Here is a 19873-nt window from a genome sequence, read left to right as displayed (position 1 = left end):
CGCCAACCGTAGGGTGATCTCTATCACCACGGATTATTGGGGTGATTGTTATCACCAATGGAGGGAAGCATCGATGCGTAACTTGATCAAGGCGCACGAGCGGGTCAAGGACTTCGACTGGGAGCATTCATATGCCGAGAAGCCCGACCGCTATCCGACCAAATACGTCATACCTCGCAAGACCAAGGACCCCTTCCGCCACCTCATCCGCGATTATGTGTCGATGGAGCAGGAGAAGGACGACCGCCAGTACGGTGCGATGGAGGACGCCCTGGCTAGGTCCAACTCTGCCGGCAAGGCCCAGCCGCGCTGGATGGAGATCCTCAAGATCGCGCTGCCTGTGGTGAACTTCGGTGAGTACGCGGCGATGAAATGCTGCGGGCAGCTGGTCGATACCGTGGAGAATGCCGAACTGCGGCAGGGCTACATGGCGCAGATGATCGACGAGGTCCGACACGTCAACCAGGAGCTGTACCTCAACCGGTACTTCGCCAAGCACGCGGCCGACCCGGAGGGCTTCCACATCGGGATGAAGGCTCGCGCGAACAACCTGTTCGGGGTGGCCGGGCGGGCGGCCCTGGAAGCGTTCTTCGTCGGTGACCCGGTCGAGGGCTCGCTCAACCTCCAGGTGGTCGCCGAGACCGCGTACACCAACCCGATTTTCGTCACGCTCACCGAGGTCGCGGCGGCCAATGGCGACAACGTCACTCCGAGTGTTTTTCTGAGCGTCCAGTCCGACGAGGCCCGGCACATGGCCAACGGCTACTCGACGCTGGCGGCCGTGGTCTCCAACGAGGACAACCTCAAGTACCTGCAGACTGATTTCGAGCGCGCGTTCTGGCGCCAGCACTCCTTCCTGGACCCCTTCCTGGGGGCCGTGTACGACTACTTCCAGAAGGAGCGCGGGCACTCCTATCTGGAGAAGTGGACTGAGTGGATCGCGGAGGACTGGATTGGCTCATACATTTCCAAGATGGAGCCCTACGGCCTTAGCGTGCCGGAATGCTTCCACGTCGCGCAGGAGCAGATGCGCTGGAAGCACCACACCGCAGCGATGCTGGCAGCCGCGTCCTGGCCGCTGCATTTCTGGCGGTGGGATCCGTTGACGGAGTCGGACTTCGAGTGGTTCGAGAACAAATACCCCGGGTGGTACGCGCACTACGGTGCTTTCTGGGAGAACTTCCGCCAAATCACCAAGGCCGAGGACGGTGTCAACCCGATGGCGGCGTTCGAGGCGCTGCCGCCACTGTGCCAGGTGTGTCAGATGCCATGCATATTCCCGCGGCTCGACAACAGCGAAGTGCGGTTCGGTGAATATGGCGGGCGTACGCTGCCGTTCTGCGGGCCGATGTGCGAGACGCTGTTCTTCCAGGAGCCTATCCGTTACGCGCAGAGCAAGACCTTCTGGCAGCACCACCACGGGGTGGGCCTCGCCGATCACCTGGTGGAGAACGGTCTGTTGCGGTCCGACGGCAAGACCCTGATCGCGCAGCCGTCGCTGGAAACCGAGCGGATGTGGACCGTCGACGACATCCGCGCCTGGGGTATGGAGATCAAGGATCCGATGCCGGCGATCACTGCACAACTCGCCGCCGCCAACGCTTCGGGGAACGGAGCGGGCGCGTGACCGCGCCGCTGCCCGGCGCCGTCGAGTGTGCCGGCAAGCCGACCCGTGACTTCACATATATCCCGTCTCGCCGCCGCAGGCTCTCCGAGTACGAGGCGGTCACCTGCTTCGCCCAGCCCGATGTGGACGTGTTCGACAAACAGGGCTGGCTGTTGCGCGACGTCAACGGGCGAACGCCCTGGATCCGGGAATCGACCGCGCTGGTCCATCCGAACTGGTTCGGGTTCCGGGACCCCGCATCGCACTGGCAACGCACCTATGTGCGCATGCAGGCCGAGCAGGAGCGCGCGATTGCGCGCTCGGCAGAGGACGCGGCGGCCGATGGGGTGTTCAACGAAATCGATCCGGTGTGGACCCGTGAGATCCTTGGTCGGCACTACCGGGCCTGGGCGTACGCGGAGTACGGGTTGTTCCGGGCGTTCGCCGTGGCACAACGCGAGGCGCTGTCGGACACGCTCGGCAACGTTTTCTGCTTCGAGGCGTTCGACCGGATGCGGCACGCACAGGACATCGTGCTGCATCTGCTCGAGCTCGAAGACCACATCGACGGCTTCGCCGACGACGGCGCGAAGGCGGTCTGGCTGGAGGACCAGCGGTATCAGCCGACTCGTCGGCTCGTCGAGGAACTCGTGGCGGGCAACGACTGGGGTGAGCTGGCCATCGTGACGAACTTAGTGTTCGATCCGATCCTCACCGAGCTGGCGGTCAGCCAGCTGGTGCGACGGTTCGGCCCCTTCCACGGCGACCCGGTGACACCCCACCTGGTAGGCACCACGGAACGGGACCGGCGTCGCAACATGGCCTGGACCCAGGAGTTCGTCCGCATGGTCATCGACCCGACCGTCCCGGAATGTCAGAAGAACGCGGCGACCATAAGCACCTGGCTGGATTCCTGGACTCCCAGGGTTCAAGAGGCAGCGAAGGCCATGGCCGACATCTACGACGTGCCGCCGTTGCAAGTCGCGCGGTTCGACGAGGTATTCGTAGTCGCTCAGCAGCGCCAGCAGGACCTGGTTGCGGGGCTCGATCTGAAAGTGGGGGCAGCCGCATGAGCACGCCGATCAAAGCCGCTGACGGCAAGGTGGCAGTGGTGCTGATGAAGAGCGAGGAGGCCGACGCCACCATCGACGTGCTCGCGGTCGACCAGCCCGACGTCAAGGTCGTCGACCAGGGGCCCTACTGGTACTTGGAGCACCCGAGCGAGATCCGCGTCGACATGGCCCGCGTGTCGCAGGAGTTGGGCGGCAAGGACATCACCATCGGCCAATGGCTGGTGGTGATGTCAACCTTCGTCGGCCGGGCGGAGACGGACGACAACAGCTTCCGGGTCACCTCGGAGATGCTGGAACTCAACAAACCCGTGCCCGCTGCCGCGAGCTAACGACGGGGTGGTGGCCGTGTACTCAGCCCGGGTCGAACCCGGTGGCAGAGAGTTCTCGATAAAGCCGGGTGAGTCGATTCTGGACGCCGCGCTGCGCAGCGGGGTCTCGCTGAAGTACGGATGTCGGCATGGGAACTGTTCTAGCTGCAAGTACCTGGTGACGGACGGCGAGGTGGACTACGGCAACGCCTCGCCGTACTCGCTGTCCAACGCGGAACGGGACGACGGCTGGGTGCTGCTGTGCTGCGCGACTGCCCTCGATGACGTGCAGATCCAGGACGACCGCGTATTCGATCAGCGGCAACGGCCGCTGATCACGCCGGGGGAGTTTGACGGGCAAGTCACCGGAATCGACCGACTGACACCGTCGCTGCGTCGGCTTCACATCCGCACCGAACAACCGGTCGTCTTCTACGCGGGCCAGTTCGTGGAGATCGCGGTGCCGGGCGCGGCAGATCAGTGGCGGTCCTACTCCCTGGCTTCCGCGCCCAGCTCTGCACAGGAGTTGGAGTTCGTCATCAAGGTGATCGACGGTGGTGCATTCTCGGAGCAGCTGGACCTGCTCGGGGTCGGCGTTCGGATGCGGGTCCGGGGTCCATTCGGCGACGGCTATCTCCGGGAGGGCAACCGCCCCGTACTGCTGGTAGCGACGGGCTCCGGCATCTCGCCAATCCTATCGATCCTCGAGTACGCGGCCCATTGCGGAGACGAGCGCAAGTTCACTTTCTTCTACGGGGCCCGCACCGCTGCCGAGCTTCCCTGCGAGAGCCGTATGGAGGAGCTTCGCGGGGTGCTCGACCTGACGTACTGCCCGGTGCTGTCCAAACCCACACCGGAATGCGGCTGGCTTGGCGAACCCTCGCGAGTCACCGCCCACGTCCAACGTCGGATTGGCGACGGTGCTCCTTATGACGCCTACGTGTGTGGCAAGCCCGAGATGTGCGACGCCGTCATCGCATTGCTCGAAGCCAAGGGCACACCGGAAGAAACGATCTTCAGCGACAAGTTCTTTCCCGCAGTGGAAGACCACGTATAAACCAAACAGGCGTTCCCAAATCCCGGTGGATCACGTTCTGAGCCTTCGCACCTCACGATCAGAGACCAGGCAGCATAGGATTTTCGTCAGATCCCCGATCAACCACCTGCTGCCCTACTTCGTCGATGGCGAACGCGCACTGGGATGGATCGCCGACCGTTTCAACGGGTTACCCACCACACCCCATTGCGTAGACATACCAACCGACTAGACGGCACTGACGTACTTTGCTGTCAGCTCTCCCAGATTCTCGTCGGGAATTCCGGGGCCAGATAATCGGTCCAACAAGCGTTTCCCCGCAGGTGTTGACCGTCTCTCGGGATGACGACCGCTGGGTACTCATTCGGATCGAGGGACTATCGGAATAACGGTGGATCTGGACTTGGTCTGACACGCCGGGCGTGAGCTTGGCGGGAAGGACTGATGATATCCGAAACACTCGAATCCGTGGCGATCGATGTGGATCACAAGGAGCTTGCCGAGCAGCTGCTCGCCCAGGCCAAGGAACAAGGTGTGGAGTTGGTGGTCCCCAACGGCCTGCTCAATCAGCTGACCAAGAACGTGCTCGAGACCGCTCTGGATGCGGAGATGAGCGAGCACCTGGGCTACGACAAACACGATCCGGCGGTCCGGGGATCAGGCAATTCCGCAATGGGACCCGATCAAAGACGGTGTTCACCGAGATCGGTCCGGTCGAGATCGAGGTGCCCCGCGACACCAATGCCAGCTTCGATCCGGTGATCGTCAAGAAGCGTCAGCGCCGGCTGACCGGCGTCGATGAGATCGTTCTGTCACTGACGGCCAAGGGCTTGACCACCGGGGAAATCGCAGCGCACTTCGACGACGTCTACGGTGCCACGGTCTCCAAGGACACCATCTCCTCCAAGGACACCATCTCCTCGATCACCGACAAGGTGATCGAGGAGATGACCGAATGGTGCAACCGGCCACTGGAGTCGGTGTATTCCGTGGTGTTCATCGACGCGATCTTCGTTAAGGTCCGCATCGGCCAGGCCACCAATCGGCCCATTTACGTGGCCATCGGGGTCACCTGCGCCGGGGAACGCGATGACCCGTCCCGGTGAGCCGGAGACTGCTTTCGTTGAATCACCCCGCCTTCAGCGGGGTGTGTCAGTGATCGTAGTGGAGCGTCTCGACGGCTTCGGGGGTGAAGTCGTCGAGGTACTCATGCGGACGTTCAGTGTTGAACCACACCACCCATTCCGCGGTCGCGAGTTCGGCCTGGTTGACGGCGCGCCACGGGCCTTGCCGGCGGATGAGTTCGTTCTTGAACGACCCGACGGCGGTCTCGGTCAGCGCATTGTCCAGTCGCCGACCGAGCCGACCGAGGGATCCACACCCTCGTCGATGAGCCGCTGTTGACCGTCCCTGTGTATGACGACCACGGAGGCGGTGTTCGTCACTGACGATGCCGGTGATGGCTGGGCACCGTGTGCGTCGTCCGCATCATCAACGTGCCCATGACCGCGCTCGCTGAAATTCCCCACTGACGCTCATCGAAATTCCCCACCCGTGTGGCTCCGCCGAGAAGGGCGGGCCTCCCTCGATGCTGCTGGTGTCTGACGCCAGTAGCTCCGTCGAAGGAGGCGCAAGACGGTCCGCAAGTATCTGGCCGGCGATGCCGAGCCTGGTGTGCGCCCGGATCCGTTTTGATCCATTCCTCGATTACGTGTCGGCGCGGCTGGTCGAGGATCCGCATCTGTGGGCCCGCACCCTTTACGACGAACTCGAAGACCTGGGCTTCGGGCTGTCGTATCAGAGCCTGACCCGCAACATCCGCACCCGCAATCTGCGCCCGGATTGCCAAGCCTGCCGTACCGCCACCGACCGCCCCAACGCGATCATCGAGCACCCACCAGGTGAGGAAACCCAATGGGACTGGCTGGAATTGCCCGACCCGCCCTCCTCCTGGGGCTGGGGCAGGAAAGCCTTCCTGCTGGTCGGCTCTCTGGCTCATTCCGGCAAGTGGCGGGCGGTGCTCTCGCCATCGATGGATCAACCACACCTGGTCGCCGCCATCGACACGATCTGCCGCGGTCTGGGTGGGCTGACCCGCATCTGGCGATTCGACCGGATGGCCACCGTCTGCGATCCCGGATCGGGGCGAGTGACGGCGTCGTTCGCCGGGGTCGCTAAGCACTACGGGGTCGCGGTGGCGATCTGCCCGCCGCGGCGCGGTAACCGCAAGGGCGTGGTGGAGAAGGCCAATCACACTGCTGCGCAACGCTGGTGGCGCACCCTGGCTGATGACATGACTGTTGAACAGGCACAGACCAGTGTGGACCGCTTCGCCCGCCTGCGTGGCGACACCCGGATCCGGGCCACCGCAGACGGGCGGTCCTCGGTCGCCGTGGTCGCCACAACTGAGCCGCTGGCATCGGTTCCGGCGGTGCCCTATCCGGTGATCGTCTCTGAGAGCCGGACGGCGTCGCGGCAGGCGTTGGTGTCCTACCGCGGCAACCGCTACTCGGTGCCACCTGAGCTGGCCGCTGCCGAAGTCAGGGTCAGCCATCCGATTGGCGGTGAGTACCTCGACGTCGCCACGATGGGCGGGATCGTGGTGGCGCGGCACCGCATGGCTGCTGACGGGCTCGGGGTGATGGTCCGCGACAGCGGCCACGTCATCGCCCTCGACACCGCAGCATTGAGAAGGTGTGCATCAAACCCGGGTGGTTCAGCTCTCCCCGATTCTCGTCGGGGATTCCGGGGCCTGCCTCGCAATCGCTGGGACTGGCCGATTAGGGAGGGACTGTCTCGATAACGTGTGTAGCTGCGGTCTCGGGTCGGGGTAGCTAGTGTTGTGCAGCTGGTGTCCGTACGACGATGCCATCCAAAGTCGGGCAGATTTTGATTTGGCAGCCGAGTCGGGATGTGCGGTCTACGCCATCGCAAAATTCGAGCATTGCCACCTCTTGGTCGCTGCTGGGCGGCAGTTTGTCCAACCAGTCTTCATCGACGTGCACGTGGCATGTCGCGCATGCGCACTCCCCGCCGCAGTCGCCGTCGATGCCTGGCACGTTGTTATTGATGGCGATTTCCATCAGTGACATGCCGTCTTCGGCGTCAACGCAGCGGCTCGTACCGGTGTAGTCGATGTAGGTGATTTTGGGCATTTCGATTCCTTTATCAGTGGGTTAGAGGGAGGTTGGGGACGTTGCGCGGGTGGGGGCTCTTACCGCCGCCGCAAGGGCTGTGGGGGGGAGGCTCTCGTCGGCGAGTTGCATTGGGTCTACCTCTGCGCGTTCGGCGATAAGGGTTTTCGACGCCATGAATTCGCGCGGCCGGTTGATTGCATCGACGGCCAGCAGTTTCCCGGCGCGCAGGTAGAAGGCTGCAAATGATGCTGAGGACGGATCGCCGCGGATGATCACGTCGTCGTAGCCTTCGTTGACGCCGGCCGTCTGTAGTTTGATGTTGTACTGGTCTGACCAGAACCAGGGGACTTGACGGAACGGCTCGTCTCTGCCGAGGATCGCTGCGGCGGCCGTTTTGGCCTGTTCGATGGCGTTGTGCACCGACTCGAGGTGAAGTGGTCGGCCGTATATGGGGCTCGGGTACTGGGTGCAGTCACCGGCTGCGTAGATGCCAGGTGCGCTTGTCTGGCAACGGCTGTCCACGACGATGCCGCTTTCGCATGTCAGCCCAGCTGCTGAGGCTAAGTCGACGTTGGGGAGCAATCCTATCCCAACTATGACGAGGTCTGCGTCGATGTACTCGCCGCTATCGAGTTCAATGCGTGCGGTGGACGAGCTGTCGTGGATGCGTGTGACTGTGGTTGCGCACCGAATCGTCACTCCTGCTCGCCGGTGGGTGTGTTCGAAGAAGCGGGCCACCGTCGGACAGGTGACCCGTGCCAAGACGGTGGTTTGTGCTTCGAGGACGGTCACGGTCAACCCGAGTTCTGCGGCTACCGCGGCGATTTCGAGGCCGATGTAACCGCCGCCCACCAGGACCAGCCGTGTCCCGGGATGGAACTGGGAGCGGATCCTGTCTACGTCGGTCACTGTTCGAAGGTAGTGGACGCGGGGGTGATCGGCACCAGGGCAGGCCAGCGGGCGGGGGCGGCCGCCGGTGGCCAGCACTAGGTGATCGAAGCTGATAGCGCGGCCGTCGGTGAGCCGGACGCGTCTGTTTTCGGTGTCGAGCTCGCTCACCCCAGTGTCGACCATGACATCGACGTGGGCTTGCTGGTAGAACGCCGCAGGGCGTAGGTACAGGCGGTCCAGCGGGAGGGTGCCGGCCAGGAAGGCCTTCGACAGTGGGGGGCGCTGATAGGGCAGCGCCGGCTCGTCGCCGAGCAGGGTGATCTGCCCCTCGAACCCTCCTTGTCGAAGGCTGGCGACTGTCTGTGCGCCAGCCTGGCCGGCACCGACCACCACAACGGCTTCGGTCACGCCGGTGTGGATCATCAGGCGTTGATGCGCACGGGCAGCGATTCGTAGCCCTTGACGAACGGTGAGAGCACGCGGGTCGGTTCTTGAAGAACCCGGATCTGCAGTGGGTCCGGCCACCGTTTAAGGATTTCTTCCCACAGGATGTTGAGCTGTAGTTCGGCGAGTCTGTTGCCGACGCAGCGGTGGATGCCGAACCCGAAGGACAAGTGCTGGCGGGGCTTGGCGCGATCGATGATGAACGTGTCGGGATTGTCGATGGCCTCGGGGTCCCGGTTGCCGGACACATACCACATCACGACTTTGTCGCCCTGGCGGATGTGCTTGCCGCCGAACTCGATGTCTTCCAGTGCCGTCCGACGCATGTGCGAAAGAGGTGTTTGCCACCGGATGATCTCCGACACCATAGAGCTGATCAACGCCGGGTTGGCGGACAGTTTGCGGTATTCGTCGGGAAATTCGTTCAGGGCCAACACACCGCCGGTCATCGAGTTGCGGGTGGTGTCGTTACCGCCGACGATCAGCAGCACGATGTTTCCGAGATATTCCTCGGGCGCCATGTGTCGTGTTGACTCCGAATGGGCCATCATCGAGATGAGATCGTTCTTGGGTTCGGCATTCACGCGCTGGTTCCACAGCTCGGTGAAATACGTCGCGCACTCCATCAGCTCGGCCATGCGCTGTTCTTCAGAATCGATGATCCCGCCACCGGGCAACGCCGTGGTGACGTCCGACCAGCGCGTCAACTTGGCGCGGTCGTCCCAGGGAAAATCGAACAGCGTCGCCAGCATCTTGGTGGTCAAGTCGATCGACACCCGATGCACCCAGTCGAACTCTTCATTGATCGGCAATCCGTCGAGGAGGTCCGCGGTGCGCTGGCGAATCACCGATTCCATGGTGGCAAGGTTTTCGGGCGCCACGATGGGGCTCACGGTCTTTCGCTGGACATCGTGTTTCGGTGGATCCATGGCGATGAACATGGGAAGCGATGCTGCGGCGTTGTCGTCCATGATGGTGATGCCGCCACTTTTAGCCTCCGACGAGAACACCTTCGGGTTGGTCTCGACTGCCATGATGTCGCGGTACTTGGTCACCGACCAGTAGGGGCCGAACATGCTGCTCTTGCAGTAGTGAACCGGATCCTCTTCGCGCAGGCGTTTGAAATAGGGATGCCAGGTGTTGTCCCGGAACAGCACGGGATTGCTCACATCGATGTCCTCCAAGGCCATCCCGTACGCCGCGTTCGTCGCGTCGTTGGCGGCCACCGTCATTTCGGTCATGTTGGTCCCTTCTCAACCTGGTGCTCTACAGAAAAATGGGCGCATGAGCGGAAACATGTCTCGCCCCAACCGTTGTGCGCGCCGAGCTGTTCCACCTCGACGTGCACCCCGCGCGGCTTAATGTGACCCTCAACACCATTAAGGGTGATAAGTGGCGAGGCCGACGACAAGTGGCCCGCGGGCCACGTCATGACCCCTGCGGGCCACGTCGGGAAGAGGCCGGATGCGGACGTGAGCCGCACCGGACATTCGAGTTACCGCCGATCGGCGAAGTTGCTGCCGGGGCGATCCGGTGCCCACGCAGACGGGCTGGAGCCGATCGTCATGCTGCGCCGGACGTTGCGAATCGTGATTGCGATGGTGACTGCCGCCCTTTCGTTCCCATGATCACGCCAGCGTGGGCCAGTGGGCTGCGTGCCGTTGGCGGCGCCGACGTCTGGCCGACGAGGCCCGCGCAAAGTTGTCCGGACTACCAGCGCGGAGCGGGGGGCGGGTCTGGTTGCGGCGCGGTGATCAGCGGAACACGGAAGGTCGCGACGAGCCCACCACCAGCGCGAGCGGCGAAATTCACCCGACCGCCCATTGCGTCGGTGATCTGCTGCACGATCCATAGTCCCAGACCGGCGGTGCCGCGCTGACCGCCGGCACTGACGTACTTTGCTGTCAGCTCTCCCAGATCCTCGTCGGGGATTCCGGGGCCACGGTCGGCGACGGCGATGACGAGGTCGTTGCCGTGTCGACTGCACGTGACGTCGACCGGCCCGCCGCGGCCGTGGCGGGCTGCGTTTTCGAGCAGGTTGGTCAGCACCCGACGCAATCCCTGGGCGTTGATCGCGACAGCAGTCAGGTCGGCGGTCATCGCAAGCTGTAGGCGTGGCGCAGTGAGGCCTACCGCATCGGCTGCTGCGGTGACGATGTCCGCGACGTCGACTTGGCGTACCCTGCCCCCAGAAAAGGTGGGGCGTCGGCTCAGCGCGACGTCGGAGAGTGCGTCGAGCATGTCGACGACATGGCGAGTGTGTCGGCTGGCCAGCTGCAGGCTGGTGCTGCGGTCGGCGTCCGTCATCGGTGAGATGCCGGCCAGTGCATCGAGAAGTGCCTCCAGCGAGGCGATGGGGGTGCGGAACTCGTGCACCAGCACCTGCAGCCCGTCCTGTTGGGACTGGTAAGAGGTGAGCAGCCGTGAACGCAGATCGCGTTCCTCCTCGGCCGCGGCGTGCTGGGTCTCGGCTTCGACCAGAGCGCGCAGTCTGGAGCGGTGTTCGCGCTCCGCCAAGGTAGACAGGCCCGCGGTGAGAACCGCCGCGAACAACAGATACAACGCCCACCAGCTGGCCTGGAGCCAAGGGGTGGGCGCCGTTGCTGGCATCGATGAAGAGGGCACGATCACCGCGGTGTACGCCAGACCCAAAAGCGTCGATAACAGCAGAGTCTCGATGAATGACAGCCGGGCCGCCGATGCGATAACGACCAGGGGAAGTACCGCCACCACCGGGCTATGCGGTCCACCGGTGACGGCGATCCAGGCAAGGGTGATGGCACTGTCAGCCAGGGCGACCGCCCAGGAGTACCGGGTGCGGCGCGCCTCGAATTTCGGGTTGGCCAGCAGCACCACTGCGTACACCGTCGCCGCAATCAGAATGCCCACAACCGCGGGCACGTGCTGGCGAACCCAGGCGGGTCCCACAAGCACCAGCACCCCGACTGACGCCACTACCGCCATCCGGACTGCCACCACAACGCGAGCCAGTCCGTATTCGTCACCGTCGACAAATGCGGTGACCCGGTTATGCAGTCTCATCGACCTTATCCTGGGGTGCGGCTAACATCGTCACAATGAAGCCTAGCGGCGGCCGGAAAGGGATCGTCGTGGCTATCGTCGATGACCACGAACTGTTTGCGCAGGGACTAGCCTTGCTGCTCACCCGCGAATGGGGGGACATCTTCACCGTGGGGGGCCAAACCAGCTATGTCGAGGAGGCGGCCGACCTCGTCGCCGATTGCGCCGCTGACGTCGCGATCGTTGATCTGACCATGCCCCCGCTGGGAGGACTGGCTGCGATCCGCCACATCAAGGGCCGTAGCCCCACGACCCGGATCCTCGCGCTGTCGGGCACCGATGATCTCGACCTGGCCGAAGAAGCGTTGCGTGCCGGAGCCGACGGCTTCCTGCCCAAGACCGCACGGCCCGAAGCGCTGGCAGGCCCTCTGTGGACGATCGCCGAAGGCATGCGGGTTGTCGATGGCGCCGTCCTCGATGACCTCCTGACCCAGACCCGCCGACCCCCGAGTGAAGTGCTAGAGCATTTGTCCGATCAGGACCTGAAGTTGTGGACGTTGCTGGCGGCAGGGCTGGAGAACGCGGAGATGGCCGACCGATTGCTGGTCTCGGAACGAACCGCCAAGCGCATGGTGGCCACGCTGCTAAATAAGCTTGGCGTAAGCAACCGGATCAGCGCTGCTGCCTTGGCGGGCAAGTTCGGGTTGCTAGACATCAGCGATTACCAGGCTCGGCGCCTGGCCCGTTCGCCCAAACTTTAGTTGCGTTAGTGAGCGCCGCGAATCTGGTCGCATGCAGCTGACTCTGAGAGCCGTGCAAGGCTGCGCGAGGCGTGCTCGATCTGCGTGGCACTCGTGGGCCACTGATGGCACGGGCGGCCCTGGTGTGTGCGCCACATCGTTGTGACGATGGGCACACAACATCAAACATGTGAGGAAGAATCAATAGTGAAGACGAAGGCTGCGGTTCTGTGGGGCCAGAACGAGAAGTGGCAGGTGGAGCAAATCGACTTGGATCCGCCCGGTGAGGGCGAGGTGCTCGTCAAGTTGGCCGCCAGCGGTCTATGCCATTCCGACGAGCACCTCGTTACTGGCGACCTTCCCTTTCCATACCCTCTGGTGGGCGGGCATGAGGGCGCTGGCGTTGTCGAAGCGGTGGGACCCAATGTCGCCGATATCGCCGAGGGCGATCACGTCGTGATGATGTTCTTGCCCGCTTGCGGGCGATGCTCCTACTGTGCCCGCGGCATCGGGAACCTCTGCGACTCCGGCGCCGCGGTGATGCTGGGACCGCAACTCGACGGAACCTACCGTTTTCACGCGCGGGGCGAAGACGTCGGTCAAATGTGTTTGCTCGGAACGTTTTCGGAGTACACCGTCGTTCCTGCCGCGTCGGTGGTCAAGATCGATGACGATATTCCCCTGCATACCGCTGCATTGGTGGGGTGCGGGGTGACCACCGGTTTTGGGAGTGCAGTGCGTACCGGTGAGGTGCGGGCGGGAGACGCGGTCGTGGTCATCGGGGCGGGCGGCATCGGCATGAACGCGGTCCAGGGAGCGCGCATCGCCGGTGCCCGCATGATCATGGTGGTGGACCCAGTTGAGTTCAAGCGCACCAAGTCTTATGAGTTCGGTGCCACGCATACCGCCTCATCGATCGATGAGGCGTGGAACGCGATCAGCGACTTGACCCGCGGCAGGCTTGCCGATGTCTGCATCGTCACCACCGGTGTCGCTGAGGGCGCCGAGGTGGGTCCAGAACTGAGTCTCATCGGTAAGCGGGGTCGCGTCGTGGTCACCGCGATCGGACACCCGGAGGAAACCACTATCACGACAAACCTTCTCGAGCTGACTTTATATGAAAAGCAGATCCGTGGATCGCTATTCGGCTCATCCAACGGCCAGCACGATATTCCGCGGTTGCTGGAGCTCTACGCTCTCGGCCAATTGAAGCTCGACGAACTCATTACCACCGAGTACGACCTGGAGGACATCAATCAGGGTTATGAGGACATGCGGTCGGGCAGAAATATCCGCGGCGTCATCCGCTATTGAGTGGGCCTTCGGACGGTCACCTAGCCGTTCGCGAGACCAGGATTCGGGCATGGTTCGCGCGCTGAGCCCGGGAAACGTAGCGGCTCCAGGAGACTCATGCGCACCACATGGACACCGCTGGCGAAGAGTCGGTGACCAAGACCTGCCGTATCGACGTCTTTTGCCGGTGAACGGAACGTAGTCGGACAATCCCGGCCGTGACCATGTTAGACCCGAGTCCGGTGAGTCATCACCGGACACTGCACAGAGCGCCCACCTAGAGCGCGGCGGGCTTGCCGCGCTGTTCAACAAACATGCAGACAAACAAAGGAATTGTGATGACCACGCTATCAATCGACATACCTGAGACGCTGCAAACGTTTTTGCGTGGTGCGTCGGCGAGCATCGTCATCGGGGCTGACAAGCTTGGGGCCGCCGACGGAGCCGAGGCTGTGACCACCGATCCGGCGACCGGCGCCGTATTGGCCACCATCGCAGCGGGTGGTCCGATCGACGTGGCGCGGGCGGTCGACGCGGCGAGCGAGGCATTTGAACACTGGCGTCGCCTGAGCCCGGCCGCCCGCGGCCGGATACTGCTCGACGTCGCCGACGCGATCGAGGCGCATGCCGAGGAACTCGCCACTCTCGAGACGCTCGACAACGGCAAACCGCTGACGGAATCGTTGTACATCGATATCGGCTTGGTCAGTCAAATCTGGCGCTACTTCGGTGGCTGGACAACCAAACTTGGCGGCCAGACCCTGCCCGTCTCACCGCCGGTGGGCGAGGCACTGGTGTATACGCAACGGGAACCGCTGGGCGTCATCGGCGCGATCGTGCCGTGGAACTTTCCGCTGCTGATCGCGTCGTGGAAGGTGGCGCCCGCCCTGGCCGCCGGCAACACGGTCGTGCTCAAGCCGTCAGAGCACACCTCGCTGACCGCATTGCGGCTGATCGAGATCGCTCTCGAGGCAGGACTACCTCCGGGTGTGCTCAACATGGTCACCGGGCTCGGTTCTTCCGCCGGTCAGGCCCTCATCGAAGACCCCCGGGTGGCCAAAGTGTCGTTCACCGGCTCGACGGAAACCGGTCGCCGGATAATCACCGCCAGCGCACCCAGCATCAAGAAACTCACCCTGGAACTGGGTGGCAAATCAGCCAACATTGTCTTCCCGGATGCCGACCTCAAAGCCGCGGCCCAGGGGGCACTGGCCGCCATCTTCCTCAACCAAGGGCAGGTGTGTTGTGCAGGGTCGCGCCTGTTCGTTCACCGCGACGTGCGTGACGAACTGCTCGCCGAGCTGGAGACCGCGGCCCGGGCGATCGAGCTCGGTCACGGCCTCGATGACAGCACCGAGATGGGGCCCCTGGTCTCAGCCACCCAGCGCGACCGCGTTGAAGGTTTCCTGCGCGCCGGCACCCAGGAAGGCGCCACCCTGCTCTGCGGCGGCCAGCGACCCGGCGGCGCACTGAGTCACGGCCACTTCTTGACGCCGGCCATCTTCACCGACGTCGACGACGCCATGACGATCGCCACCGAGGAGATCTTCGGGCCGGTGCTGTCGGTGTTGACCTTCGACGACGAAGCCGAGGCGGTGCGCCGGGCCAATGCCAGCGCGTACGGACTGGCAGCGGGGGTGTGGACCGACGACCTCAAACGCGCGCACCGAGTGGCCAGGGAGCTTCAGGCTGGCACTGTGTGGGTCAACTTGTACAACGTGTTGGACCCCGCGGCACCGTTCGGTGGCTACAAGGCGTCCGGATACGGGCGCGATCTTGGCGAGGAGTCCCTGCTCGGCTTTACCCAAACCAAGTCCGTGTGGATCGGCTTGGACTAGCCCGGATCTTCCAGCTTTGGCGATCAACGACACGAAAGGATCACCGCCATGGGCGTTTTCACTGACGAGGCAGAGGTGCACAAATACATCGGCGGGGTGTTCGAGAAGGGCCTAGCAGATCCCGACATCGGGCCCAAGCTGTCCGCCTCGGGTGTTGTGCTGCAAATCAACTACACCGATCCCGAGGCGATTGTGACGGTGGACCTTCCCAACGCAACAGTGCTCGCCGGCGCCACCGACATCACACCCGATGTCGAGTTGTTCATGTCGGCAGACACCGGTAACCGATTCTGGCAGGGCAAAGTGAACCTGTCGCTGGCCATGGCCAAGGGTCAGGTCCGCGCCAAGGGCCCGGTGCAGAAAGTCATCAAGCTCGTCCCCACCGCCAAACTGCTCTTTCCCACCTACACCGCGATGCTGGCCGCCGACGGCCGCAGCGACCTCGAACTGTGAAGGTCGACATCGCTTGTGGCGGGCGGAATCGCTGATGCACTCCACCATGCAGGCCGCTCCGCTGTCGGTCGCCTCGATCCTGGCGCATGCTAGCGGCGTACACGGCGCCAAGCAGGTGATCAGCGCCACCGAACAGGGCCTTCGCGCTGCAAGCTACCGGCAGATCGGCCAGCGGTCGGCCCAACTGGCCTTGGCGCTGCGACGTCTCGGTGTGACCGGCGACGACCGCGTCGCCACGTTCCAGTGGAACAACCAGGAACACCTGGAGGCCTATTGCGCGGTACCCGCCATGGGTGCTGTCCTGCACACGATCAATATCCGACTCTCGGCCGATCAAATCCGCTACGTGGTCAACCACGCCGAAGACACGGTCATCATCGTCGACGCGTCCCTGACGCCACTGCTGGCCCCGCTGTTGGCGGATGCGCCCTCGGTGCGGGCGGTGGTGGTCACTGGCGGCGGCGATGCTGTCGAGCTGCTGCGGGGCAACGGCCCCGAAGTAGCCCATTACGACGAGCTGCTCGCCGCTGAGGGTGACGAGTTCCCTTGGCCTGCAGTCGAAGAAACCTCCGCAGCGGCAATGTGTTACACCAGCGGCACCACCGGCGACCCCAAAGGGGTGGTGTACAGCCACCGATCCTTATACCTGCATTCGATGGCCGCATGCACCACAAACGGGCTGGGCATCGGCGAGGGCGATCGCGTCTTGCCGATCGTGCCGATGTTTCACGCCAACGCATGGGGGCTGCCCTACGCAGCGCTGATGGCAGGGGCCGACCTGCTGATGCCCGACCGATTCCTGCAGGCCGAGGCGATCAGCCGGATGGTGCACGAACAGCGCCCGACCATAGCGGGCGCCGTACCGACAATCTGGAATGACGTCCTCTCCCACACGGGACGCGTCGGCACCTGCGACTTCTCATCGCTGCGGCTGGTGGTCTGTGGCGGCTCCGCGGTGCCGCGCGCCTTGATAGAGGCATTCGAGGAGCGCCTGGGCGTCACGGTGTTGCAGGCCTGGGGAATGACCGAAACCTCGCCGCTGGCCGCCATCGCACGCCCGTCGGCAACGGCACCGCCCGAGCGGGCACAGGAGATGCGAACGACCCAAGGCCGCCCCGTGTGCGGAGTCCAGATGCGTCTCGTCGCCGATGACGGTTCAGTGCTGCCGCACGACGGTCAAGCGGTGGGGGAACTGGAAGTCCGCGGGCCCTGGGTAACAGGCGCGTACTACCAGGGTGCCGACGACGACAAATTCCACGACGGCTGGTTGCGCACTGGGGATGTCGGGCGCATCGACGCCGACGGCTTTCTGACTTTGACCGACCGTGCCAAGGATGTCATCAAATCCGGCGGCGAATGGATTTCATCGGTGCAACTAGAGAACATCCTGACCGGGCACCCAGCCGTGTTCGAGGCGGCGGTAATCGGCGTGCCCGACCCAAAATGGCAAGAACGCCCCCTCGCTGCGGTCGTGCTGCAGGATGGACTCCACATTGCGCCCCAAGAGATCAAATCCTGGCTGGCCCAACAGGTTCCACGATGGTGGCTTCCCGAACAGTGGACGTTCATCGAGCAGGTTCCCCGCACCAGTGTAGGGAAGTTCGACAAGAAGCTGCTGCGCGCCTACCATGCGGACGGCAAGCTCAGCATCACCACGGTGCGGTGACTGCTAACTGCAGCGTTGACGCGCGACCATTTTCGTCCCCCTTTGCAGGATGACTACGATGATCTGGCAATTGCGCAGCATCCATCGCAGCTAAGCCGCTGACACAACCACGCACGCGATCACCGCGTCAGCGACAGCGACGCGCCGTCAACATCGCCTGATCGTTGGCGTCTGTGGGTGCGACCGTCGCCGCGTACCCGACCATCAGTGTGGCGATGGCAGAGATCGCCGAGAAAGTGCAGGAAGGTCGGCTGCGATGGCGGTGGATGCCGGACACTGCAGGTCATGTGGGAGCTGATGGAAGCCGACGTGCTCGGCTGGCCGGCCCGACGGGCGCCACGATGCGGCCCGCAGGGCGGTGCGACACGGCCAGGAACGCGCCTCGGTGACATTGGGCGGTCGTTGGCTGCCGGCGTCCCGTTCGCGGGTGCGGGCCGCCGATGGGTTCGGGAGGTGGCGATCGCCCCCTATGAGCTGTTCAGCTCGACCGAGGTGTTGGTGGCGAGTCCCCGTTACTGAGTCCACCTGACCCTGGTTTCTGGGTAGCGGTATCAGAACCAGCTTGGTACGGCATCCACCGTCGAGGTATCTAGGCTGGCTAGCAGATCGAACAGGGGGCCGACCTTGGGCAGTTCATAGGTGAAGAAGAATCTGCCCGCGGCACGCTTGCCGTCGTAGAAGTCGCCGTTGCCGTCCGCGGCGGCCAGCAACTGCTCCAGCCAGATCCACGCCATCACCACATGGCCGGCCGCTTCCAGGTACAGCGTCGAATTCGCCAGTGTCACAGAGATATCACCGGCAGCCCACAGTGTGCCGGTGATGTCGACCAGCCGGGTAAGCGCACCGCGCAGGGCATCGGCATGCTGCCTTGTGCCGACGTGCGTTTCGGCCTTGTTGATGGTCGCGGTGATCCGCTCGGCCAGCAGTGTCAGCCCGGCGCCGTCGTGCATAACCACCTTGCGGCCCAGCAGGTCCAGGCCGTGGATGCCGTGTGCGCCTTCGTGGATGGCGTTGAGACGGTTGTCTCGGTAGGCCTGCTCGACGTCGAACTCCTTGGTGTAGCCGTAGCCGCCGTGCACCTGGATGGCCAGGCTGTTGGCCTCCAGGCACCACTGCGACGGCCAGCTCTTGGCGATCGGCGTCAGCACCTCCAGCAGCAGGTGGGCGCGGGCGCTGTCGGGTTCGGTGCCCGAACGCTGCTCGTCGACCAGGCGGGTGCAGTAAAGGCCCAGCGCCAACGCACCTTCGACATAGGCCTTCTGCGCCAGCAGCATTCGCTTCACGTCGGCGTGTTCGATGATGGCCACCTGCGGCAACGACGGGTCCTTGGCGTTCACCGGGCGGCCCTGGGTGCGGGCCTTGGCGTATTCGACCGAGGCCAGGTACCCGGCGTATCCTGTGGCGGTGGCCTGCAGCCCGACGGCCACCCGCGCCTCGTTCATCATGTGGAACATATACGCTAGGCCCTTGTGCTCCTCGCCGACCAGGTAGCCGACCGCGCCGGCATCGCCCGCGGGTCGATGCGTCCCGTCGCCGAAGTTGAGCAGGGCGTTGGTGGTGCCGTGATTGCCCATCTTGTGATTGAGCCCGACGAGCGCCACGTCGTTGCGGGTGCCGTCGGTGAGGTACTTCGGCACGACGAACAGCGAGATGCCCTTCACGCCGGGGCCACCGCCGGGAGCCTTGGCTAGCACCAAGTGCACGATGTTCTCGGTGAGCTCGTGGTCACCGCCGGTGATCCACATCTTGGTGCCGGCGATCCGGTAGGTGCCGTCCCGGGCGGGCACGGCCTTGGTGGTGATATCGGCCAGCGACGACCCCGCCTCGGGTTCGGATAGGCACATGGTTCCGAAGAATTTCCCTTCGAGCATGGGGCGCACCCACGCGTCGATCTGCTCGGGGGTGCCGTATTCGACCAGCAGGTTCGCGTTGCCGATGGTCAAGAACAGGTAGGAGGTGGTGGCGGGATTGGCGGCGCGGAAGAACGTCATGGCCGCCTCGGAGACCACCGCGGGCAGCTGCATACCGCCGACGGCCTCGTCGAACGACCCGGCCAGCAGCCCGGACTCAGCGAAGGTGTCCAGGGCATCCTTGATCTCGTCGATGAGCACGACCTTGCCGTCTGGGCCGACGGTGGGCTCGACCTGATCGCCCTTCTTGCGGTGCGGGGCAAAGCGTTTGGTGGCGATGTCGGCGGACAGGTCCAAGACCGCGTCGAACGTGTCGCGCGAATGCTCGGCGTAGCGGCTGCGCTCGGTCAGCTCTTCGACGTTGAGCCACTCATACAGCAGGAAGTCGACGTCACGCCGGGAGATGAAGTCGGCCATCGGGGAACCCTTTCGCGAAACGAAAACATTAGCGAGCGCT

At 63.8% G+C, this 19873-nt stretch carries 14 protein-coding genes and 4 pseudogenes; 12 read left to right on the top strand and 6 right to left on the bottom strand.

Annotation, left to right across the window (positions count from 1 at the left end; translation table 11 throughout):
• Positions 1-73 precede the first annotated feature (73 nt).
• From AAHS21_RS14845 to AAHS21_RS14825, 5 genes and pseudogenes are all read left to right on the top strand, one after another.
• Positions 74-1627, top strand: coding sequence for an aromatic/alkene/methane monooxygenase hydroxylase/oxygenase subunit alpha (locus tag AAHS21_RS14845; RefSeq protein WP_342928378.1), 1554 nt, complete (start codon positions 74-76; stop codon positions 1625-1627).
• Complete coding sequence (locus AAHS21_RS14840) at positions 1624-2679, top strand: aromatic/alkene monooxygenase hydroxylase subunit beta (RefSeq protein ID WP_342928377.1); 1056 nt, start codon at positions 1624-1626, stop codon at positions 2677-2679. Before AAHS21_RS14845 ends, AAHS21_RS14840 begins: the two co-directional genes overlap by 4 nt.
• Entirely contained in the window at positions 2676-3008 is a 333-nt protein-coding gene (locus tag AAHS21_RS14835; protein ID WP_342928376.1) for an MmoB/DmpM family protein, read from the top strand. Before AAHS21_RS14840 ends, AAHS21_RS14835 begins: the two co-directional genes overlap by 4 nt.
• 10 nt (positions 3009-3018) lie before the next feature.
• On the top strand, positions 3019-4044 hold the full coding sequence (locus tag AAHS21_RS14830) for a 2Fe-2S iron-sulfur cluster-binding protein (protein WP_342928375.1): 1026 nt from the start codon (positions 3019-3021) through the stop codon (positions 4042-4044).
• 423 nt (positions 4045-4467) lie between these two features.
• Positions 4468-5114: pseudogene (locus tag AAHS21_RS14825) on the top strand (transposase); the annotation flags it as partial.
• Between the two features lie 61 nt (positions 5115-5175).
• On the opposite strand, the pseudogene AAHS21_RS14820 reads toward AAHS21_RS14825, so the two are convergent.
• A pseudogene (locus tag AAHS21_RS14820) lies at positions 5176-5420 on the bottom strand (integrase core domain-containing protein); the annotation flags it as partial.
• 253 nt (positions 5421-5673) lie between these two features.
• Here AAHS21_RS14820 and AAHS21_RS14815 point away from each other — a divergent pair.
• Positions 5674-6712, top strand: a pseudogene (locus AAHS21_RS14815) (IS21 family transposase); the annotation flags it as partial.
• Between the two features lie 145 nt (positions 6713-6857).
• Here AAHS21_RS14815 and AAHS21_RS14810 read toward each other — a convergent pair.
• The 4 genes from AAHS21_RS14810 to AAHS21_RS14795 all read right to left on the bottom strand — a co-directional run bounded on the left by AAHS21_RS14810 (position 6858) and on the right by AAHS21_RS14795 (position 11537).
• A complete protein-coding gene (locus AAHS21_RS14810) occupies positions 6858-7178 on the bottom strand; it encodes a 2Fe-2S iron-sulfur cluster-binding protein (protein WP_342928374.1) in 321 nt (106 codons plus the stop codon).
• A 21-nt stretch (positions 7179-7199) separates the two neighbouring features.
• Positions 7200-8474 (bottom strand): FAD-dependent oxidoreductase, encoded by a 1275-nt coding sequence (locus AAHS21_RS14805; protein ID WP_342928373.1) that lies wholly within the window; start codon positions 8472-8474, stop codon positions 7200-7202.
• Positions 8474-9736, bottom strand: a complete 1263-nt coding sequence (locus tag AAHS21_RS14800) for a cytochrome P450 (protein WP_105387583.1) — start codon at positions 9734-9736, stop codon at positions 8474-8476. The genes AAHS21_RS14805 and AAHS21_RS14800 overlap by 1 nt, the downstream gene beginning before the upstream one ends.
• 469 nt (positions 9737-10205) lie before the next feature.
• Positions 10206-11537 carry a HAMP domain-containing sensor histidine kinase gene (locus AAHS21_RS14795; protein ID WP_342928372.1) on the bottom strand — a complete coding sequence of 444 codons (1332 nt, stop codon included), beginning with the start codon at positions 11535-11537 and terminating at the stop codon, positions 10206-10208.
• A 35-nt stretch (positions 11538-11572) separates the two neighbouring features.
• Between AAHS21_RS14795 and AAHS21_RS14790 the strand changes: the two genes are divergently transcribed.
• The 6 genes and pseudogenes from AAHS21_RS14790 to AAHS21_RS14765 all read left to right on the top strand — a co-directional run.
• The gene (locus AAHS21_RS14790) at positions 11573-12277 is read left to right on the top strand and encodes a response regulator transcription factor (protein ID WP_099250440.1); all 705 of its coding nucleotides are present in this window, start codon (positions 11573-11575) and stop codon (positions 12275-12277) included.
• A gap of 186 nt (positions 12278-12463) precedes the next feature.
• Complete coding sequence (locus AAHS21_RS14785; protein ID WP_099250439.1) at positions 12464-13570, top strand: NDMA-dependent alcohol dehydrogenase; 1107 nt, start codon at positions 12464-12466, stop codon at positions 13568-13570.
• Positions 13571-13887: 317 nt separating this feature from the next.
• Complete coding sequence (locus AAHS21_RS14780; RefSeq protein ID WP_087140121.1) at positions 13888-15387, top strand: aldehyde dehydrogenase family protein; 1500 nt, start codon at positions 13888-13890, stop codon at positions 15385-15387.
• A gap of 48 nt (positions 15388-15435) precedes the next feature.
• The gene (locus AAHS21_RS14775; RefSeq protein ID WP_006438776.1) at positions 15436-15840 is read left to right on the top strand and encodes an SCP2 sterol-binding domain-containing protein; all 405 of its coding nucleotides are present in this window, start codon (positions 15436-15438) and stop codon (positions 15838-15840) included.
• Positions 15841-15874: 34 nt separating this feature from the next.
• A complete protein-coding gene (locus tag AAHS21_RS14770; protein ID WP_099250438.1) occupies positions 15875-17506 on the top strand; it encodes a long-chain fatty acid--CoA ligase in 1632 nt (543 codons plus the stop codon).
• A 276-nt stretch (positions 17507-17782) separates the two neighbouring features.
• Positions 17783-18004, top strand: a pseudogene (locus AAHS21_RS14765) (IS256 family transposase); the annotation flags it as partial.
• A gap of 53 nt (positions 18005-18057) precedes the next feature.
• Here the strand turns inward: AAHS21_RS14765 and AAHS21_RS14760 are convergent.
• Positions 18058-19833 carry an acyl-CoA dehydrogenase gene (locus AAHS21_RS14760; protein ID WP_105387579.1) on the bottom strand — a complete coding sequence of 592 codons (1776 nt, stop codon included), beginning with the start codon at positions 19831-19833 and terminating at the stop codon, positions 18058-18060.
• Positions 19834-19873 lie beyond the last annotated feature (40 nt).

The sequence above is a fragment of the Mycobacterium sp. 050272 genome (assembly GCF_039023525.1).
GTDB lineage: Bacteria > Actinomycetota > Actinomycetes > Mycobacteriales > Mycobacteriaceae > Mycobacterium.
The sequence above is the reverse complement of the archived record's forward strand: the minus strand, read 5'-3'. Positions and strand labels throughout refer to the sequence as shown.

Coding starts and splice junctions, on each gene's coding strand:
- AAHS21_RS14780 (WP_087140121.1), top strand. CDS start 13,888: ATGACCACGCTATCAATCGACATACCTGAGACGCTGCAAACGTTTTTG.
- AAHS21_RS14770 (WP_099250438.1), top strand. CDS start 15,875: ATGCACTCCACCATGCAGGCCGCTCCGCTGTCGGTCGCCTCGATCCTG.
- AAHS21_RS14790 (WP_099250440.1), top strand. CDS start 11,573: ATGAAGCCTAGCGGCGGCCGGAAAGGGATCGTCGTGGCTATCGTCGAT.
- AAHS21_RS14800 (WP_105387583.1), bottom strand. CDS start 9,736: ATGACCGAAATGACGGTGGCCGCCAACGACGCGACGAACGCGGCGTAC.
- AAHS21_RS14805 (WP_342928373.1), bottom strand. CDS start 8,474: ATGATCCACACCGGCGTGACCGAAGCCGTTGTGGTGGTCGGTGCCGGC.
- AAHS21_RS14845 (WP_342928378.1), top strand. CDS start 74: ATGCGTAACTTGATCAAGGCGCACGAGCGGGTCAAGGACTTCGACTGG.
- AAHS21_RS14775 (WP_006438776.1), top strand. CDS start 15,436: ATGGGCGTTTTCACTGACGAGGCAGAGGTGCACAAATACATCGGCGGG.
- AAHS21_RS14810 (WP_342928374.1), bottom strand. CDS start 7,178: ATGCCCAAAATCACCTACATCGACTACACCGGTACGAGCCGCTGCGTT.
- AAHS21_RS14760 (WP_105387579.1), bottom strand. CDS start 19,833: ATGGCCGACTTCATCTCCCGGCGTGACGTCGACTTCCTGCTGTATGAG.
- AAHS21_RS14835 (WP_342928376.1), top strand. CDS start 2,676: ATGAGCACGCCGATCAAAGCCGCTGACGGCAAGGTGGCAGTGGTGCTG.
- AAHS21_RS14795 (WP_342928372.1), bottom strand. CDS start 11,537: ATGAGACTGCATAACCGGGTCACCGCATTTGTCGACGGTGACGAATAC.